Raw genomic sequence first — 16,827 nt, forward strand, 5'->3', positions numbered from 1 at the left:
TCTGGTCAGGCCACCTCTGATCAGGCCGCTTCGGCCGGCGCCTGCAGACCGATGTAGCGATCCACCGCCCGCAGGTAGCGCTGGCGCAGCGCCAGGCTTTCGTTGGCCAGGTGGTGCCCGGCCCCCGGCACCTGCTGGATGTGGCAGCCCGGGAACAGGCGGCTCATCTGGGGCAGGTTGTACTGCCAGTCCACGGTGGTGTCGCGATCGCCCTGCAGGATCAGCGCCGGCCCCACGCCCAAATCCTCCAGCGGCAGGCTGGCCAGCCAGTACTTTAGCGCGCCCACCCAGTTCACCGGAATGCGGCGCGGCTGCAGCGGGTCTTCCTGCAGGAAGGCGAGGAACTCGGCGTCGGAGGAATTGACGGCGAATTTGCGCGGTACGCTGCCAACCACGTGGCGCAGCAGGCTGTGCGCCAGCTTCACCTGCCCCCACCTGGCCGGCCGCAGCAGCGGGGCCAGCAGCACCGTATCGGCAAAGGGCCAGGCATGGCGCGTGGCAAAGTTCATCAGCGCCGCGGCGCCGGTGCTCTGGGCCATTACCCACAGCGGCAGGGCCGGCAGCTGCACCGCTCCCAGCACGGCGGCAATGCTGTCGCCGTAGTGGTCGAAGGTGTCGATAGCCGCCGGGCGGCCGCTGGACAGGCCGTGCCCCGGCAGGTCGAAGGCCAGCACATTGCAACGGCGCGACAGCCCGTAGGCCACCAGTTTGCCGAACAGGCCGACGTGGTCAAAATAGCCGTGCAACAGGAGCAGGTTGTGGCTGGCGCCGGGCGACAGCCAGCACTGGGCGGCAAGGGTGAAGTCGCCGCTGGTGACGGCGCCGATGCGGTGATCAACGCCCGCCATTGGCGGGCCGTCGAGCCGGTAGTAGCGCAGGTAGTCCTTGAGCTGCGCCGGCGCAGCCGGCGCGGGAAAGGGGCTCAGCTGGCTGCCAAGGGCCTGCAGGGTGGCAAGTTCCAGGGGCGGCTGGCTCAGTTGATTTTCGGTTTCAGCTGGCCGGCGGCGTAGGCTTCGAACATGGACTCCAGCGAGCGCACCTTGATCTTGTCGGCATTGCCGGCGGTGCCAAAGGCCTCATAGCGCGCAATGCAGATGTCCTTCATCGCCTTGATGGTGGGAATCAGGAACTTGCGCGGGTCGAATTCGCTGGGGTTCTGGGCCAGGAAGCGACGCGCGGCGCCGGTGGAGGCGAGGCGCAGGTCGGTGTCGATATTCACCTTGCGCACGCCGTGTTTGATGCCTTCCTGGATCTGCTCCACGGGCACACCGTAGGTTTCTGGAATCTCGCCGCCAAACTCGTTGATGATGGCCAGCCACTCCTGGGGCACCGAGGAGGAGCCGTGCATCACCAGGTGGGTATCGGGAATGCGGGCGTGGATTTCCTTGATGCGGTCGATGGCCAGAATGTCGCCGGTGGGCGGGCGGGTAAATTTGTAGGCGCCGTGGCTGGTGCCGCAGGCAATGGCCAGGGCGTCCACTTCGGTGGCCTTCACAAAGGCCGCCGCCTCTTCCGGGTCGGTCAGCAGCTGGTCGTGGCTCAGGATACCCTCGGCGCCGATGCCGTCTTCCTCACCGGCCTGGCCGGTTTCCAGCGAACCCAGGCAGCCCAGCTCGCCCTCCACCGACACCCCACAGGCGTGGGCCATGTCCACCGCGCGGCGGGTGACTTCCACGTTGTAGTCGTAATCCATCGGGGTTTTGCCGTCTTCGCCGAGGGAGCCGTCCATCATCACCGAGGAAAAGCCCAGCTGGATGGAGCGCTGACACACCGCCGGGGATACGCCGTGGTCCTGGTGCATGACCACCGGGATATGGGGGAATTCCTCAATCGCTGCCAGAATCAGGTGGCGCAGGAAGGGCGCCCCGGCGTATTTACGCGCGCCGGCGCTGGCCTGCATGATCACCGGCGAGTTGGTCTCGTCAGCGGCTTCCATGATGGCCCGGGTCTGCTCCAGGTTGTTGACGTTGAAGGCAGGAACGCCGTAGCCGTATTCCGCGGCGTGGTCGAGCAGTTGCCGCATGCTGATGAGTGCCATTGTCTTACCTCTGTGTGTCTGGGTTCGGCGGTGACGGCCTGTAGGCAGGCCTTATCGTGATCGTTTGTTGTCGGGCGGGGCCGGCGCAGCGCACCCGCCCCGGAAACCTTCAGGCCTCTTGCGCCCGCTGTTGGAGCATGGCCACGGCGGGCAGGGTTTTGCCTTCCACGTATTCAAGGAAGGCGCCGCCGCCGGTGGAGATATAGGAAACCTTATCGGCGATGCCGAATTTGTCAATCGCGGCCAGGGTATCGCCGCCCCCCGCCAGCGAGAAAGCGCTGCTCTCGGCAATCGCGCGGCCGAGGGCCTCGGTGCCGGCGGCAAACTGGTCGAACTCAAAAACCCCCACCGGGCCATTCCACAAAATGGTGCCGGCGGATTGCAGAATGCCGGCAATCTCGGTGGCGGCCTGGGGGCCAATGTCGAAAATCATATCGTCGTCGGCGACGGCGTCGGCGCCCTTCAACTCCGCGGCGGCGGATTCAGAAAATGCCTTGCCGGTCACCACGTCAACGGGCAGCGGAATGGCGGTTTTGGCCATCAGCGCCTTTGCGGCAGGTATCAGGTCGTGCTCACACAGGGACTTGCCCACCGGCTGGCCGGAGGCGGCCAGGAAGGTATTGGCAATACCGCCGCCCACCACCAGCTGGTCCACCTTGTCGGCCAGGGTTTCCAGCACGGTGAGCTTGGTGGACACCTTGGAGCCACCGACAATCGCCACCATCGGCCGCGCCGGGTTGGACAGGGCCTGCTCCAGCGCCTGCAGTTCGCCGGCCAGCAGCGGGCCGGCGCAGGCCACCGGGGCAAACTTTGCCACCCCATGGGTAGAGGCCTGGGCCCGGTGGGCGGTGCCGAAGGCGTCCATCACAAAAATATCGCAAAGCTCGGCATAGGCCCGGGCCAGGGCTTCGTCGTCTTTCTTTTCACCAGGGTTGAAGCGCACGTTTTCCAGCAGGGCCACCTGGCCCTCTGCCAACGCCACGCCGTCGCGCCACTCGTTCACCAGGCTCACCGGCTGGCCCAGCAGGCCCGACAGGTGGGCCGCCACCGGCGCCAGCGAAAAAGCATTGTCGAACTCGCCCTCGGTGGGGCGGCCCAGGTGAGACATCAGCAGCACTTTGGCGCCGGCGGCCACCGCCGCCTGAATGGTGGGCAGGGCGGCGCGAATGCGGGCGTCGCTGGCCACTTTGCCATCCTTGAGCGGCACATTGAGGTCTTCGCGGATCAGCACACGCTTGCCGGACAAGTCCAGCTCGCTCATCAGTTTTACTTGCAGGCTCATGGGGTTACTCCTGTTGTGCCTGGCCGAGGCTGGCCCAGTGGGCCGCCACATCCAGCATGCGGTTGGCATAGCCCCATTCATTGTCGAACCAGGTCAGCACTTTGACCAGGCGCTTGCCGCTCACCCGGGTCTGGTTGCCATCGACAATGCTGGAGCGGGGGTCGTGGTTGAAGTCGCAGGACGCCAGCGGCTCGGTGGTGTAGCCCAGCACGCCGTCGAAGCGTTTACTGGCGGCAGCGGCCAACACGGCGTTGATCTGCGCGGCGTCGGTATCGCGTTCCACCTGTACGGTTAAATCCATGGCGGAGACGTTCAGGGTGGGCACACGCAGCGCCTGGGCGGTAAAGCGCCCGGCCAGCTGCGGCAGGATGCGCTCCACGCCCAATGCCAGGGCGGTATCCACCGGAATGATGGACTGGGAGGCGGCGCGGGTTTTGCGCAGGTCGGTGTGGTGGTAGGCGTCCAGCACTGGCTGGTCGTTCATCGCCGAGTGGATGGTGGTAATGGTGCCGCTCTCAATCCCCACCGTGTCGTGCAGGGCCTGGATCACCGGCACGATGCCGTTGGTGGTGCAGGACGCGGCGGACACAATACGGTGCCGGGCCTGCAGGCTGTTCTGGTTGATGCCAAACACCACGGTGGCGTCCACATCCTGCTGGGCCGGCTGGGAAAACAACACTCGCCCGGCGCCGCTGGCAAGATGGCCCTCGGCGGTGGCGCGGTCGGTGAAGGCGCCGGTGCACTCCAGCACCATGTCCACGCCCAACTCGCCCCAGCGAATGTGCGCAATGTCCGGCTGGCGCAGCAGGGCAATGGTATCGCCGTCCACCACCAGCTCGCGCTCGCTGCCACCGAGGGCCAGGGGGAAGCGGCCGTGGGTGCTGTCGTAGCGGGTCAGGTGCTGGACGGTGCGGGCGTCGGCAATCTCGTTGATGGCAACAATGCGCAAGCGCGAGCGCAGCGGACTCTCGTAAAGAGCCCGCAGCACACTGCGGCCGATGCGGCCGTAACCGTTGATGGCAAGGCGCAACACGGGCCCGACCTCAATCCTCGAAGATGACCTCTTCGGCGGCGGCCACCACATTGTCCACGGTGATACCAAAGTACTGGTAGAGATCGCCGGCGGGCGCCGATTCGCCAAAGGTCGTCATGCCCACCACCCGGCCGTCCAGGCCGACAAACTTGTGCCAGTAGTCCACATGGCCGGCTTCCACCGCCACCCGGGCCAGCACGTCACAGGGCAGCACAGACTCGCGGTAGGCCGCATCCTGGGCGCAGAACACCTCGGCGCTCGGCATGGAGACCACCCGCGCCTGCTTGCCCTGTGCGGCCAGTTGCGCCGCCGCGTCCACCGCCAGCTGCACCTCGGAACCGGTAGCGATCAGGATCACATCGGGCTGGCCGTCGCAGTCCTTGAGCACATAGGCGCCGCGGGCAATGTCCGCCACCTGGGTGGCGGAGCGCGCCTGGTGGGGCAGCCCCTGGCGGGAGAAGATCAGGGCGCTGGGGCCGTCGGTGCGCTCGATGGCGGCCTTCCAGGCCACGGCGGACTCCACCGTGTCGCAGGGGCGCCAGGTGTGCAGGTTGGGCGTGGCGCGCAGGGCGGTGAGCTGCTCCACCGGTTGGTGGGTGGGGCCGTCTTCGCCAAGGCCGATGGAGTCGTGGGTGTAGACGAACAGCGTGCGCTGCTTCATCAGCGCCGCCATGCGCACCGCGTTGCGGGCGTATTCCATGAACATCAGGAAGGTGGCCCCGTAGGGCACAAAGCCGCCGTGCAGGGCAATGCCATTCATGATGGCGGACATGCCGAATTCGCGCACGCCGTAGTAGAGGTAGTTGCCGCTGGCGTCGTCGGCGCTCACGCCCTTGGAACCGCTCCAGATGGTCAGGTTGGAACCGGCCAGGTCGGCGGAACCGCCCAGCAGTTCCGGCAGCAGGGGACCGTAGGCGTTCAGGCAGTTCTGGGATGCCTTGCGGGAGGCCACTACCTCGCCCTTCTCCTGGCACTCGGCGATGTAGGCCGCGGCCTTCTCGGCAAAGTCCGCCGGCAGCTCGCCATTCAGGCGGCGGCGCAGCTCGCCGGCCAGCGCCGGGTGGGCATCGGCGTAGGCGGCCATGGCGGCCTCCCAGGCCTGTTCGCGCTCGGCGCCGGCGGCCTTGGCGTCCCAGCCGGCGTAGACGCGCTCCGGCACTTCAAAGGGTGCGTGCTCCCAGCCGATGGCGGCGCGGGTGGCGGCAATCTCGTCATCACCCAGGGGCGCGCCGTGGCAGGCCTCGGTGCCCTCCTTGTTGGGGGCGCCCTTGCCGATCACCGTGCGGCAGCAGATCAGGGTGGGCTTGCCGCCCTCGGCGCGGGCGGCTTCGATGGCGGCCTTCACCGCGCCTGAGTCGTGGCCGTCGACGGCGGGGATGACCTGCCAGCCGTAGCTCTCAAAGCGCTTGGGGGTGTCGTCGGTAAACCACCCTTCGACTTCCCCGTCGATGGAGATGCCATTGTCATCGTAGAAGGCGATCAGCTTGCCAAGGCCCAGGGTGCCCGCCAGCGAGCAGGCCTCGTGGGAGATACCTTCCATCAGGCAACCATCACCCAGAAAGACATAGGTGTAATGGTCGACCACATCATGCCCCGGGCGGTTGAACTGGGCCGCCAGCACCTTCTCGGCCAGGGCCATGCCCACGCCGTTGCTGATGCCCTGGCCCAGGGGGCCGGTGGTGGTTTCCACCCCCGGGGCATAGCCGTATTCCGGGTGGCCCGGAGTGGCGCTGTGCAGCTGGCGGAAGTTCTTGAGCTGCTCCATCGGCAGGTCGTAGCCGGACAGGTGCAGCAGGGAGTAGATCAGCATCGAGCCGTGGCCGTTGGACAGCACAAAGCGGTCGCGGTTGGGCCACTGGGGATTGGCCGGGTTGTGCTGCAGGTAATCGTTCCACAGCACCTCGGCGATGTCCGCCATGCCCATCGGGGCGCCGGGGTGGCCGCTCTTGGCGCGCTGGACGGCGTCCATGCTGAGGGCGCGAATAGCGTTGGCAAGCTCAATACGAGAGGACATTCAATTCTCCAGAAGATTGGGTAGGGCGGGGGCCGACTGAAAACGGGGCGGTATTTTCGCGTAAGCGGCTGGCAACGGCAAACAAATGGGCAATATTTGGGCAAATTTTGCGCCGCCGGCCAGCTGCACTCCCTTGCCCCGGGGCTGGCGGCAAATCTATATCAAAATATTTTGATATAGATGGATGCCCCTGCTAGAATCCCGCGCCATGCATGCCGTGGAAAACAGCCCAGCCCCCGCCACCGGGGATGAGATCGACGCCCTCGCCGCCCTGTGCAAGGCCAGCGCCGATCCCCTGCGCCTGCAGGTGCTGCGGGTGCTGTCCCGGGATTCTTTCGGCGTTTCTGAGCTGTGCAGCCTGTTCGAGCTGCGCCAGCCCGCTCTGTCGCACCACCTCAAGGTGCTGGCGAGTGCCGGCCTGGTGGCCACCCGGCGGGAGGGCAATTCGATTTTTTACCGGCGCAGCGAGCTGGGCCAGCGCCCGGCGCTGGAGGCCCTGCAGCAACAGCTGTTCCAGAGCCTGGACGCCATCGAGCTGCCGGCGGCCCTGCGCGCCAACCTGGCGGAACTGCAGCGCCAGCGGGTGGAAAATTCACGCACTTTCTTTCATCACAACGCCCACAAATTCCGCGAGCAGCAGGATTTGATCGCCAGCTACGAACAGTACGCCGACACCGTGGCCCAGGTGCTGCGCGACGCACCGCTGACCCGCTTTGGCACCGCCCTGGAAGTGGGCCCCGGCGATGGCGCCTTCCTGCGCGAACTGGCGCCCCGCTTTGCGCGGGTGATTGCCCTGGACAACGCCGCCGCCATGCTGGACAAGGCCCGCGCTACCGCCGCCGGCCTCGCGAACGTTACCTTCATCCACGGCGACACCGGGAGTGCGGCACTGGCCGGCCTTGAGTCCGACTGCATTGTGATCAACATGGTGCTGCACCACACCCCCGAGCCGCGGCAGATTTTGCGCGACGCCGCCGCCTACCTGGCACCGGGGGGCGTGCTGCTGCTCACCGACCTGTGCCGCCACGACCAGGCCTGGGCACGGGAAAACTGCGGCGACCTGTGGCTGGGCTTTGAGCCCACCGATTTAACCGACTGGGCCCGGGACGCGGGCCTTGACGACATTGCCAGCGTGTTTCTGGCGCAACGCAACGGCTTCCAGATACAGGTGCGCCTGTTCGGCCACCCCTGAATTCACTGTAAGGACTGACCCATGAGCGAATACTCCATCTTTACCTCGGAATCCGTTTCCGAGGGCCACCCGGACAAAATGGCCGACCAGATTTCCGACGCCATTCTGGACAAAATCCTGGCTGATGACGTCAACGCCCGCGTTGCCGTTGAAACCCTGGTGAAGACCGGCATGGTCGTGATTGCCGGCGAAGTCACCACCGAAACCTATGTCGACCTTGAAGACGTGGTGCGCGAAGTGGTGCTGGATATCGGCTACAACTCCTCCAAGGTCGGCTTCGACGGCGCCTCCTGCGCCGTGCTCAACGCCATCGGCAAGCAGAGCCCCGACATTGCCCAGGGCGTGGACGAGAGCGAGCAGAAAGAACAGGGCGCCGGCGACCAGGGCCTGATGTTCGGCTACGCCACCAACGAGACTGATGTGCTGATGCCGGCGCCGATCTACTACGCTCACCGCCTGGTGGAAAAGCAGGCCCAGCTGCGCAAGGACAAAGTGCTGCCCTGGCTGCGCCCCGACGCCAAGAGCCAGGTGACCCTGCGCTACGACAACGGCAAGCCGGTGGCCATCGACGCGGTGGTGCTGTCCACCCAGCACGATGAAGACATCAGCCAGGCCGACATTTTTGAGGCGGTAATGGACCTGATCATCAAGGAAACCCTGCCCGCCGAATGGCTGCATGCCGGCACCCGCTTCCACATCAACCCGACGGGCAACTTCGTCATCGGCGGCCCGGTGGGCGACTGCGGCCTGACCGGGCGCAAGATCATCGTCGACACCTACGGCGGCATGGCCCGCCACGGCGGCGGCGCCTTCTCCGGCAAGGACCCGTCCAAGGTGGACCGCTCAGCGGCCTACGCAGGGCGCTATGTGGCCAAGAACATCGTTGCCGCCGGCCTGGCCGAGCGCTGCGAAATCCAGGTGTCCTACGCCATTGGCGTGGCGGAGCCGACCTCCATCTCCATCAACACCTTTGGCACCGGCAAGGTGGCAGACGAGGTGATTGCGGAACTGGTGCGCGAGCACTTTGACCTGCGCCCCAAGGGCCTGATCGAAATGCTGGACCTGAAGCGCCCGATCTACCGCAAGACCGCCGCCTACGGCCACTTCGGCCGGGAAGACGCGGACTTCACCTGGGAGAAAACCGACAAGGCCGAGGCCCTGAAGGGGGCGCTGTAACACAGCGCCGCCAGCCTGAACCCCACACGCATACAGCAAAGGGCCACCGGCCCACAAGGAATTGATATGAGCACCGCCGCACAACTCGACAGCAAGCAGGACTACAAAGTCGCCGACATCTCCCTCGCCGGCTGGGGCCGCCGCGAACTGGACATCGCCGAGGGCGAAATGCCCGCCCTAATGGCCCTGCGCGACAAATACCGCGACAGCAAGCCCCTGGCCGGCGCCAAAATCCTCGGTTGCATCCACATGACCATCCAGACCGGCGTACTGATCGAAACCCTGGTGGAACTGGGCGCCGAAGTGCGCTGGTCATCGTGCAACATCTTCTCCACCCAGGACCACGCCGCCGCCGCCATCGCCGCCGCCGGTGTGCCGGTGTTCGCCTGGAAAGGCGAGACCGAGGAGGAGTACGAGTGGTGCATCGAGCAGACCATCCTCAAGGATGGCCAGCCCTGGGACGCCAACATGGTGCTGGACGACGGCGGCGACCTGACCGCCATGCTGCACGACAAGTACCCGGCCATGCTGGACAACATCCACGGCATCACCGAGGAGACCACCACCGGCGTACACCGCCTGCAGGAAATGCTGGAAAAAGGCACCCTGAAAGTGCCCGCCGTGAACGTGAACGACTCCGTCACCAAGTCCAAGAACGACAACAAGTACGGCTGCCGCCACAGCCTGAACGATGCCATCAAGCGCGGCACCGACCACCTGCTGTCCGGCAAAAAAGCGCTGGTGATCGGCTACGGCGACGTGGGCAAGGGCTCCGCCCAGTCCCTGCGCCAGGAGGGCATGATTGTGCGCGTGACCGAGATCGACCCGATCTGCGCCATGCAGGCCTGCATGGATGGCTATGAAGTGGTATCGCCCTACATCGACGGCATCAACAAGGGCAATGCCGACAGCGTCGATCGCGCCCTGCTGCAGACCATCGACCTGCTGGTGACCACCACTGGCAACTACAACGTCTGCGACGAGCACATGCTGGCGGCCCTGAAGAACGGCGCGGTGGTGTGCAACATTGGCCACTTCGACAACGAGATCGACACCGCCTTCATGCGCCGCGCCTGGGACTGGGAAGAAGTCAAACCGCAGGTACACAAGGTGTACCGCAACCGCGCCGAGAACGACCACCTGATCCTGCTGTCGGAAGGCCGCCTGGTGAACCTGGGCAACGCCACCGGCCACCCGAGCCGCATCATGGATGGCTCCTTCTCCAACCAGGTACTGGCGCAGATCTACCTGTTCGAGCGCAAGTTTGCCGACCTGGAGCCGGAGCTGAAAGAAGGCGCGCTGAGCGTCGAAGTGCTGCCGAAGAAACTGGACGAGGAAGTGGCGGCGCACATGGTGCGCGGCTTTGGCGGGGTGATTACCCGCCTGACCGACGAGCAGGCGCAGTACATCAACGTGAAGGTGGAAGGCCCCTACAAGCCCGATAGCTACAAGTACTAGCGCTGCAGGCACCCGTACCGAACGCAGCCTTGCTACCCGCCGCGGCAAACCGCCACGGCGGGCGGCGGCTGGCACCGCAAAAACCAGAGTCACAACAATGGCCAACGCAAAACCCAGAATCAGCTTCGAGTTCTTCCCGCCCAAAACCCCCGAGGGCAAACAGAAACTGCTCGAAGACACCGTGCCCGAGCTCAATGCGCTGGGCCCCGAGTTCTTCTCTGTTACCTATGGCGCCGGCGGCACCACCCGCGACAGCACCCGCGGCATTGTTACCACCATGCGCGAGCAGGGCATCGACGTGGCGCCCCACCTGTCCTTCGGCGGCGATGACGAAAACGCCGTGGGAGAACTGCTGGACAGCTACCAGCAGCGCGGCATCAAGCGCCTGGTGGCGCTGCGCGGTGACATGCCATCCGGCATGGGCGCCAGCACCCAGCTGGTGTACGCCAACGAACTGGTGGAATTTGTCCGCCAGCGCAGCGGTGATCACTTCGAGATTGAAGTGGCGGCCTATCCCGAGATTCACCCGGAGTCAGACAGCTACGACAGCGACATCCGCTACCTCAAGCAAAAGCTGGATGCCGGCGCCAACAGTGCCATCACCCAGTACTTCTACAATGTGGAGTCCTACTTCTACTACCTGGATCGCTGCGCGGATGCCGGCATCGACAAGCCGATCTACGCCGGCGTGATGCCCATCACCAACTTCCAGAACCTGGCGCGCTTTTCGCGCAACTGCGGGGCGGAGATTCCGCGCTGGATCTGCAAGCGCATGGAAAGCTACGGCGACGATGCAGAAAGCGTGCGCAAGTTCGGGCTGGAAGTGGTCACCCAGCTGTGCCAGACCCTGGTCGATTCCGGCGCGCCGGGCATTCACTTCTACACCATGAACCAGGTGGAACCGACCCGCGCAATCTTCAATAATCTCGGGCTGCAATAAACCCGGACCTCGCCATGCGTGTACCCCGCATATACACCGAGCAAGCGCTAGCCGCAGGCCAGAGCCTGTCACTGGAAAGCGGCCCGGCCACACATGTAGCGCGGGTGCTGCGCATGACCGCAGGCGATGCGCTGGTGCTGTTTAATGGTAATGGCGCGGACTATCCCGCCACCATTACCTCTGCGGGCAAGAAGTCGGTGGAAGTCAGCATTGGCGCACCCACGGACAACGCCACTGAGTCGCCGCTGGTGGTTGAGCTGGGTATTGGTATCTCCCGTGGTGATCGCATGGACTGGGTGCTGCAGAAAGCCACCGAGCTCGGCGTTAGCGCGGTGGTGCCACTGTTTACCGAGCGCTGCGAAGTAAAGCTAAAGGGCGAGCGCGCCGACAAAAAACACCAGCACTGGCGTCAGGTGATGATCAGCGCCTGCGAACAGAGTGGCCGTAGCCGGCTGCCGCACCTGGCCGCCCCCACCAGCCTTGCGCACTGGCTGGCAACCTGCAGCGCCGAGCGCCGCTTTGTTTTGCACCACCGCGCCGGCACCACCGGCGAGGGCGCCACCCCCGCCTCGGTGGCACTGGCAGTGGGCCCCGAAGGCGGCCTGAGCGAGGCGGAAATCATCGCCTGCGAAAGTGCGGGGTTTGAAGCCCTGGCCCTTGGCCCCCGCGTGCTGCGCACCGAAACCGCCCCCCTGGCCGCCCTGGCCATTGTGCAGGCGCGCTGGGGCGACATGGCGCTGTATTAAATGACACTCCACTGACCAACGCTTCACCCACAGGACACTCCCCATGACACCCCTCATGACCATCATCCAGCACCAGATGGCCGGCAACCACTGCTTTGGCTGCAGCCCCGACAACCCCCACGGCCACCATATCCAAAGCCACTGGGACGGGGAGTGCGCCACCTGTACCTTCGCGCCCCAGCCCTGGCACTGTGCCGGCTCGCCGAATTTTGTGTACGGCGGCCTGATCGCCTCGGTGATCGACTGCCACAGCATCTGCACCGCCATTGCCGACGCCTACCAGCGCGGGGGCCGCGCCATTGGCAGCGGCGAGGGCATTCTCTATGTCACCGGCCGCCTGGACATCAACTACCTGGCCGCCGCCCCCATCGCCGGCCCGTTGCAGCTGCAGGCCCGGGTTACCGAGGCCAGCGCGCGCAAGTCGCTGGTCAGCTGCGACCTGCGGGTGGGCGATACCCTCTGCGCCCAGGCGGCAGTGGTGGCGGTGAAGGTACCCGCCAGCTGGGGCGACGCCTGAGGGTGACGCCGCAGCCTGAGCCTAGAGCCTAAGCCTGTCGCAAAGCCGTCACACGGGTGCGCTTGCGCCCCCTGCGGTCATTGCGTACTTTAAGCCGGCACCGCGCGCAGCACGGCTGGCAGCACCGCCGCTGCAGCTTCTACATGATCGACACGACTAACACTACCGACACAGACGGGCCTGCCTCATGACTATCAAGCTCGGCGTGGTGATGGACCCCATCGCCAACATCGCCTACAAGAAAGACACCACCCTGGGCCTGTTGTGGGCCGCCCAGGCCCGCGACTGGGAGCTGTGGTACATGGAACCCGGCGACCTCTACCTGGCCCAGGGCGAGGCCCGCGCCAACATGGCGCCGGTCACGGTGTTCCACGATCCGCAGGGCTGGTACCGGCTGAAAGAGCGCGAGGATCGCCCGCTGGCGGAGCTGGACGTGATCCTGATGCGTAAGGACCCGCCCTTCGACAACGAATTCATCTACAACACCTATGTGCTGGAAGCCGCCGAGCGGCAGGGCACGCTCATCGTCAACCGCTGCGCCAGCCTGCGCGACTGCAACGAGAAGGTCTTCGCCACCCAGTTCCCCCAGTGTTGCCCGCCGGTGCTGGTGAGCAGCGACGCGGCCCGCCTGCGCGCCTTCCACGCCGAGCACGGCGATGTGATCTTCAAGCCGCTGGATGGCATGGGCGGCAGCTCGATCTTCCGCGTCAAGCAGGACGACCCCAACCTGTCGGTGATCCTGGAAACCCTCACCGGCTTCGGGCGCCACACCATCATGGCCCAGCGCTATATTCCGGAGATCGTCAACGGCGACAAGCGCATCCTGATGATCAATGGCGAGCCGGTGGACCACTGCCTGGCGCGCATTCCCTCCCAGGGCGAGTTGCGCGGCAACCTGGCCGCGGGCGGCACCGGCCGCGCCCAGCCCCTGTCCGACCGCGACCGCTGGATTGCCGAACAGGTGGGCCCCAGCCTGCGCGAGCGGGGCCTGCTGTTTGTGGGCCTGGACGTGATTGGCGACTACCTGACCGAGATCAACGTGACCTCCCCCACCTGCCTGCGCGAGCTGAACGACCAGTGCGACCTGGACATTGGCAGCGACCTGATGGACTGTATCAGCGCGCAACTCGAAGGCCGCTAAACGCCCCAACGGGCAGGAACAAGGGATGCGGGCGGCGTGACGCGAGCATGAAAGGGGCGTAAAGGGACATACAAGGGGGCGTGACAAGCAGCGTGACAAGCAGGGCAACCAAGGGCATGACCGGCACGGTGATGGACAGCCGCCAGCGCATGAAAATGGCGCTGGGTATCGCCCTGGCCCTGCACACCGCCGTGCTGCTGGGTGTGTCCTTCGACGCCGCCACCGACGACCAACGCCCCCGCCCCCAGCTGGATGTCACCCTGGCCCGCCAGCCCAGCCCCCGCCCCGCCGAGGATGCCACCCACATCGCCCAGGCCAACCAGCTCGGCAGTGGTGAGTTGAGCGAGCGCGCCGAGGTCAGCTCGCGGGCCAGCGCGCCCCCGCTGAACCCCACCGCCAGCGGGCAGGTGCTGGCGCAGCCGCGCCAGGCACAAACGCACCCGCAACAACAGCGCCCCGTCACCACCTCGGCTCCCGCCGAGCGGCGGCCGGTGGCGACCGACGCCGCCGACCCGCCGGCCGACAGCGCCCTGCTGGGAATCAGCCCGGCGGTGGATCAGCTCACCCGCGAGCTGGCAGCCCTGGAGGCCACCCTGGAACAGCAGGCGACGGATTACGCCAACCGACCCCGGGTGCGGCGCCTGACCGCCCTGTCCACCCGCGAGGCGGTGGACGCGGCCTACCTGCACGACTGGCGCCGCCGGGTGGAAGCGGTGGGCAACCAGTACTACCCGGAGGCTTCGATCCGCTACGGCATTTACGGCAGCCTGCGCCTGCTGGTGGTGATCGACCACAGTGGGCGCCTGGAGAACATCCGCGTGCTATCCTCCTCCGGCTATGCCCTGCTGGACGAGGCGGCCATCAAGATTGTGCGCATGGCCTCGCCCTACGCCCCCTTTCCACCAGCCCTGCGCGCCACCACCGACAAGCTGGAAATCATCCGCACGTGGCAATTCCAGGAAAACCGGCTAAGCTCAGGCTAAAGCCCCGCGCCATCTATCGGGAACCGACATTCGCCACATGCCATCTTCCATCAATGCCAACACTGCACGCAGCGGCCACTGCCTCCGCGACCACTTCCTGTTGGCCATGCCCTCACTCACCGAAGGTATCTTCTCCCACAGCATTACCTACATCTGCGAGCACGGTGAAAGCGGCGCCATGGGCATCGTCATCAACCAGCCGCTGGATTTGAGCCTGGGGGAGATTTTCGAGCACCTGGACATCGAGGCCATGGACGACTTCAGCGACCGACCGGTGATGGCCGGCGGCCCGGTGCAGATTGATCACGGTTTTGTGCTGCACCGCGACCCGGCCAGCCGCTGGGAGGCCAGTCTGAAGGTGACCGAGGGCATTTCCCTCACCACCTCCCGGGACATTCTGCGCGCCATCGCCGCCGGGCGCGGCCCGCGGGAATACCTGATCGCCCTCGGCTACGCCGGCTGGTCGGCCGGGCAGCTGGAGCAGGAGCTGGCCGACAACGCCTGGCTGACCCTGCCAGCCAGCAGCGAGATTATTTTTTCCACCCCCCACCAGCAGCGCCTGAATGCCGCCGCGGCCCAGCTGGGCGTGGACATGAACCTGATCTCCAACCAGGCCGGCCACGCCTGAGAGCGCCCCGCAGTTGCCCCGCACTCCGCCCCAGACCGCCATGGCCTTTGACTATGGCCTGCGCCAGATTGGCGTGGCCACCGGCAACTGCCTGCTGGGCACCAGCCAGCCGCTGGTGGTGCTGAATGCGCGGGATGGGGTGCCCAACTGGGACGACATCGGCAGGCTGCTGCAGGAATGGCAGCCCGACGTGCTGGTGGTAGGGCTGCCCCTGAATATGGACGGCAGCGCCAGTGAACTGAGCCAGCGGGCGGAAAAATTCGCCCGCCGCCTGCACGGCCGCTTTGGCCTGCCGGTGGAAATGGCGGACGAGCGCCTGTCCAGCTTCGAGGCCAAGTCGCAGCAGCGGGAGCGGGGGCACCGGGGCGACTACAAGGCGAGCCCGGTGGACAGCCAAGCGGCGGAGCTTATCCTGCGCACCTGGCTGGCGGAGCGGGCCGGCTAAGGTTATCGAACTTAGGATTCTCTGATCTAGGACTGCCTGACCTAGGTTTGCCTGACCTAGGACTGCCTGACATAGTGGCCGCTGTCCTTCTCGTCGTAGCTCAGGCCCTGGCTCTCGTCGAAGGTCAGCTTGCCCTTGTCGTGCATCTTGATCATCAGGCGCACGTCGTTGCCTGAGTCGGCGTAGCGCTCGGCGTCATCGCGCGAAATACGGCCGGCCTTGTAGGCCTCGAACAGGGCCTGGTCCAGGGTCTGCATGCCGATCTCGTTGGACTTGGCCATCACTTCCTTGATCAGGTGCACCTGACCCTTGCGGATGTAATCCTGCACCAGCGGTGAGTTGAGCAGCACTTCGATCACCGGTGTGCGCCCCTTGCCGGATTTGGTGGGCAACAGCTGCTGGGCCACCATGGCCTTGAGGTTGAGGGACAGGTCCATCCACACTTGGCCGATCAGCTCCGCCGGGAAGAAGCTCTGGATGCGATCCAGCGCCTGGTTGGCATTGTTGGCGTGCAGGGTACACAGGCAGAGGTGGCCGGTTTCGGCAAAGGCCAGGGCCTGCTGCATGGTGTCCGCCGAGCGCACCTCGCCAATCATGATCACATCCGGCGCCTGGCGCAGGGAGTTTTTCAGCGCCACATCGAAGGACTCGGTATCCATGCCCACCTCGCGCTGGGTGACGATGCAGCCGGCGTGCTCGTGAATGAACTCGATCGGGTCCTCGATGCTGATGATATGGCCACGGCTGTTGCGGTTGCGGTAGCCCACCATGGCCGCCAGCGAGGTGGACTTGCCGGTGCCGGTGGCGCCGACGAAAATCACCAGGCCGCGCTTGGTCATGGCCAGCTCGCGGATAATCGGCGGCAGGCCCAGGGCGTCGATCTCGGGAATCTTGGTTTCGATGCGGCGCAGCACCAGGCCACAGGCACCGCGCTGCACAAAGGCGCTGACCCGGAAGCGGCCCAGTTCATCGTCGGCCAGGGCAAAGTTGGCCTCGTGGTGCTGCCGGTAGTCCTCCTGCTGGGCCTTGGTCATGGTGGAGAGCACCAAGTCCTCCGCCTCGTCCTCGCTCAGCACCTTGTCGGCAATGGGATAAATCTGGCCATCGACTTTGATGCAGGGCGCGGCATGGGCGGAGATGAAACCGTCCGAGGCGCCTTCCTTGACCACCCTTTCCAGTAGTTCCCGAATCTTCATCGTTCCTCCGCGCCGGTGCCTTCGGCCCGGCCTGTGGC

At 65.6% G+C, this 16,827-nt stretch carries 16 protein-coding genes; 10 read left to right on the plus strand and 6 right to left on the minus strand.

Going from position 1 to position 16,827, the window contains the following annotated elements:
- Nucleotides 1–20: 20 nt before the first annotated feature.
- From DDZ17_RS18090 to tkt, 5 genes are all read right to left on the minus strand, one after another.
- Nucleotides 21–848, minus strand: coding sequence for an alpha/beta hydrolase (locus DDZ17_RS18090; RefSeq protein WP_116368385.1), 828 nt, complete (start codon nucleotides 846–848; stop codon nucleotides 21–23).
- Nucleotides 849–973: 125 nt separating this feature from the next.
- Nucleotides 974–2,038, minus strand: coding sequence for a class II fructose-bisphosphate aldolase (fba, locus tag DDZ17_RS18095; protein ID WP_116368386.1), 1,065 nt, complete (start codon nucleotides 2,036–2,038; stop codon nucleotides 974–976).
- 109 nt (nucleotides 2,039–2,147) lie between these two features.
- A complete protein-coding gene (locus DDZ17_RS18100; RefSeq protein WP_421910412.1) occupies nucleotides 2,148–3,320 on the minus strand; it encodes a phosphoglycerate kinase in 1,173 nt (390 codons plus the stop codon).
- A gap of 4 nt (nucleotides 3,321–3,324) precedes the next feature.
- Nucleotides 3,325–4,353: a type I glyceraldehyde-3-phosphate dehydrogenase gene (locus DDZ17_RS18105; RefSeq protein ID WP_116368387.1), complete on the minus strand. Its 1,029-nt coding sequence runs from the start codon at nucleotides 4,351–4,353 to the stop codon at nucleotides 3,325–3,327.
- A 10-nt stretch (nucleotides 4,354–4,363) separates the two neighbouring features.
- Nucleotides 4,364–6,367, minus strand: a complete 2,004-nt coding sequence (gene tkt, locus DDZ17_RS18110) for a transketolase (protein ID WP_116368388.1) — start codon at nucleotides 6,365–6,367, stop codon at nucleotides 4,364–4,366.
- 184 nt (nucleotides 6,368–6,551) lie between these two features.
- On the opposite strand from tkt, the gene DDZ17_RS18115 reads away from it, so the two are divergent.
- The 10 genes from DDZ17_RS18115 to ruvX all read left to right on the plus strand — a co-directional run bounded on the left by DDZ17_RS18115 (nucleotide 6,552) and on the right by ruvX (nucleotide 15,593).
- Nucleotides 6,552–7,559: a metalloregulator ArsR/SmtB family transcription factor gene (locus tag DDZ17_RS18115; protein ID WP_241505946.1), complete on the plus strand. Its 1,008-nt coding sequence runs from the start codon at nucleotides 6,552–6,554 to the stop codon at nucleotides 7,557–7,559.
- A 21-nt stretch (nucleotides 7,560–7,580) separates the two neighbouring features.
- Nucleotides 7,581–8,735: a methionine adenosyltransferase gene (gene metK / locus DDZ17_RS18120; protein ID WP_116368389.1), complete on the plus strand. Its 1,155-nt coding sequence runs from the start codon at nucleotides 7,581–7,583 to the stop codon at nucleotides 8,733–8,735.
- A 66-nt stretch (nucleotides 8,736–8,801) separates the two neighbouring features.
- Nucleotides 8,802–10,193: an adenosylhomocysteinase gene (ahcY, locus tag DDZ17_RS18125; protein ID WP_116368390.1), complete on the plus strand. Its 1,392-nt coding sequence runs from the start codon at nucleotides 8,802–8,804 to the stop codon at nucleotides 10,191–10,193.
- A gap of 97 nt (nucleotides 10,194–10,290) precedes the next feature.
- On the plus strand, nucleotides 10,291–11,133 hold the full coding sequence (metF, locus tag DDZ17_RS18130) for a methylenetetrahydrofolate reductase [NAD(P)H] (protein ID WP_116368391.1): 843 nt from the start codon (nucleotides 10,291–10,293) through the stop codon (nucleotides 11,131–11,133).
- 14 nt (nucleotides 11,134–11,147) lie between these two features.
- Nucleotides 11,148–11,879, plus strand: coding sequence for a 16S rRNA (uracil(1498)-N(3))-methyltransferase (locus DDZ17_RS18135; RefSeq protein ID WP_116368392.1), 732 nt, complete (start codon nucleotides 11,148–11,150; stop codon nucleotides 11,877–11,879).
- Nucleotides 11,880–11,922: 43 nt separating this feature from the next.
- Complete coding sequence (locus tag DDZ17_RS18140; RefSeq protein WP_241505947.1) at nucleotides 11,923–12,396, plus strand: PaaI family thioesterase; 474 nt, start codon at nucleotides 11,923–11,925, stop codon at nucleotides 12,394–12,396.
- Between the two features lie 187 nt (nucleotides 12,397–12,583).
- Nucleotides 12,584–13,537, plus strand: a complete 954-nt coding sequence (gene gshB / locus DDZ17_RS18145; protein ID WP_116368393.1) for a glutathione synthase — start codon at nucleotides 12,584–12,586, stop codon at nucleotides 13,535–13,537.
- 92 nt (nucleotides 13,538–13,629) lie between these two features.
- Nucleotides 13,630–14,520 (plus strand): energy transducer TonB, encoded by an 891-nt coding sequence (locus tag DDZ17_RS18150; RefSeq protein WP_241505948.1) that lies wholly within the window; start codon nucleotides 13,630–13,632, stop codon nucleotides 14,518–14,520.
- A 37-nt stretch (nucleotides 14,521–14,557) separates the two neighbouring features.
- Complete coding sequence (locus DDZ17_RS18155; protein ID WP_116368395.1) at nucleotides 14,558–15,148, plus strand: YqgE/AlgH family protein; 591 nt, start codon at nucleotides 14,558–14,560, stop codon at nucleotides 15,146–15,148.
- Nucleotides 15,149–15,161: 13 nt separating this feature from the next.
- On the plus strand, nucleotides 15,162–15,593 hold the full coding sequence (gene ruvX, locus DDZ17_RS18160) for a Holliday junction resolvase RuvX (RefSeq protein ID WP_421910418.1): 432 nt from the start codon (nucleotides 15,162–15,164) through the stop codon (nucleotides 15,591–15,593).
- A gap of 56 nt (nucleotides 15,594–15,649) precedes the next feature.
- Here ruvX and DDZ17_RS18165 read toward each other — a convergent pair whose 3' ends face one another.
- Entirely contained in the window at nucleotides 15,650–16,789 is a 1,140-nt protein-coding gene (locus tag DDZ17_RS18165; RefSeq protein ID WP_116368397.1) for a PilT/PilU family type 4a pilus ATPase, read from the minus strand.
- Nucleotides 16,790–16,827 lie beyond the last annotated feature (38 nt).

Origin of the sequence: Parahaliea mediterranea (assembly GCF_003402235.1) — a bacterium.
Classification (GTDB): Bacteria; Pseudomonadota; Gammaproteobacteria; order Pseudomonadales; family Halieaceae; genus Parahaliea; species Parahaliea mediterranea.

Coding starts and splice junctions, on each gene's coding strand:
- DDZ17_RS18135 (WP_116368392.1), top strand. CDS start 11,148: ATGCGTGTACCCCGCATATACACCGAGCAAGCGCTAGCCGCAGGCCAG.
- fba (WP_116368386.1), bottom strand. CDS start 2,038: ATGGCACTCATCAGCATGCGGCAACTGCTCGACCACGCCGCGGAATAC.
- metK (WP_116368389.1), top strand. CDS start 7,581: ATGAGCGAATACTCCATCTTTACCTCGGAATCCGTTTCCGAGGGCCAC.
- ahcY (WP_116368390.1), top strand. CDS start 8,802: ATGAGCACCGCCGCACAACTCGACAGCAAGCAGGACTACAAAGTCGCC.
- DDZ17_RS18165 (WP_116368397.1), bottom strand. CDS start 16,789: ATGAAGATTCGGGAACTACTGGAAAGGGTGGTCAAGGAAGGCGCCTCG.
- DDZ17_RS18155 (WP_116368395.1), top strand. CDS start 14,558: ATGCCATCTTCCATCAATGCCAACACTGCACGCAGCGGCCACTGCCTC.
- DDZ17_RS18140 (WP_241505947.1), top strand. CDS start 11,923: ATGACACCCCTCATGACCATCATCCAGCACCAGATGGCCGGCAACCAC.
- tkt (WP_116368388.1), bottom strand. CDS start 6,367: ATGTCCTCTCGTATTGAGCTTGCCAACGCTATTCGCGCCCTCAGCATG.
- DDZ17_RS18100 (WP_421910412.1), bottom strand. CDS start 3,320: ATGAGCCTGCAAGTAAAACTGATGAGCGAGCTGGACTTGTCCGGCAAG.
- gshB (WP_116368393.1), top strand. CDS start 12,584: ATGACTATCAAGCTCGGCGTGGTGATGGACCCCATCGCCAACATCGCC.
- metF (WP_116368391.1), top strand. CDS start 10,291: ATGGCCAACGCAAAACCCAGAATCAGCTTCGAGTTCTTCCCGCCCAAA.
- DDZ17_RS18090 (WP_116368385.1), bottom strand. CDS start 848: ATGGCGGGCGTTGATCACCGCATCGGCGCCGTCACCAGCGGCGACTTC.
- DDZ17_RS18115 (WP_241505946.1), top strand. CDS start 6,552: ATGCCCCTGCTAGAATCCCGCGCCATGCATGCCGTGGAAAACAGCCCA.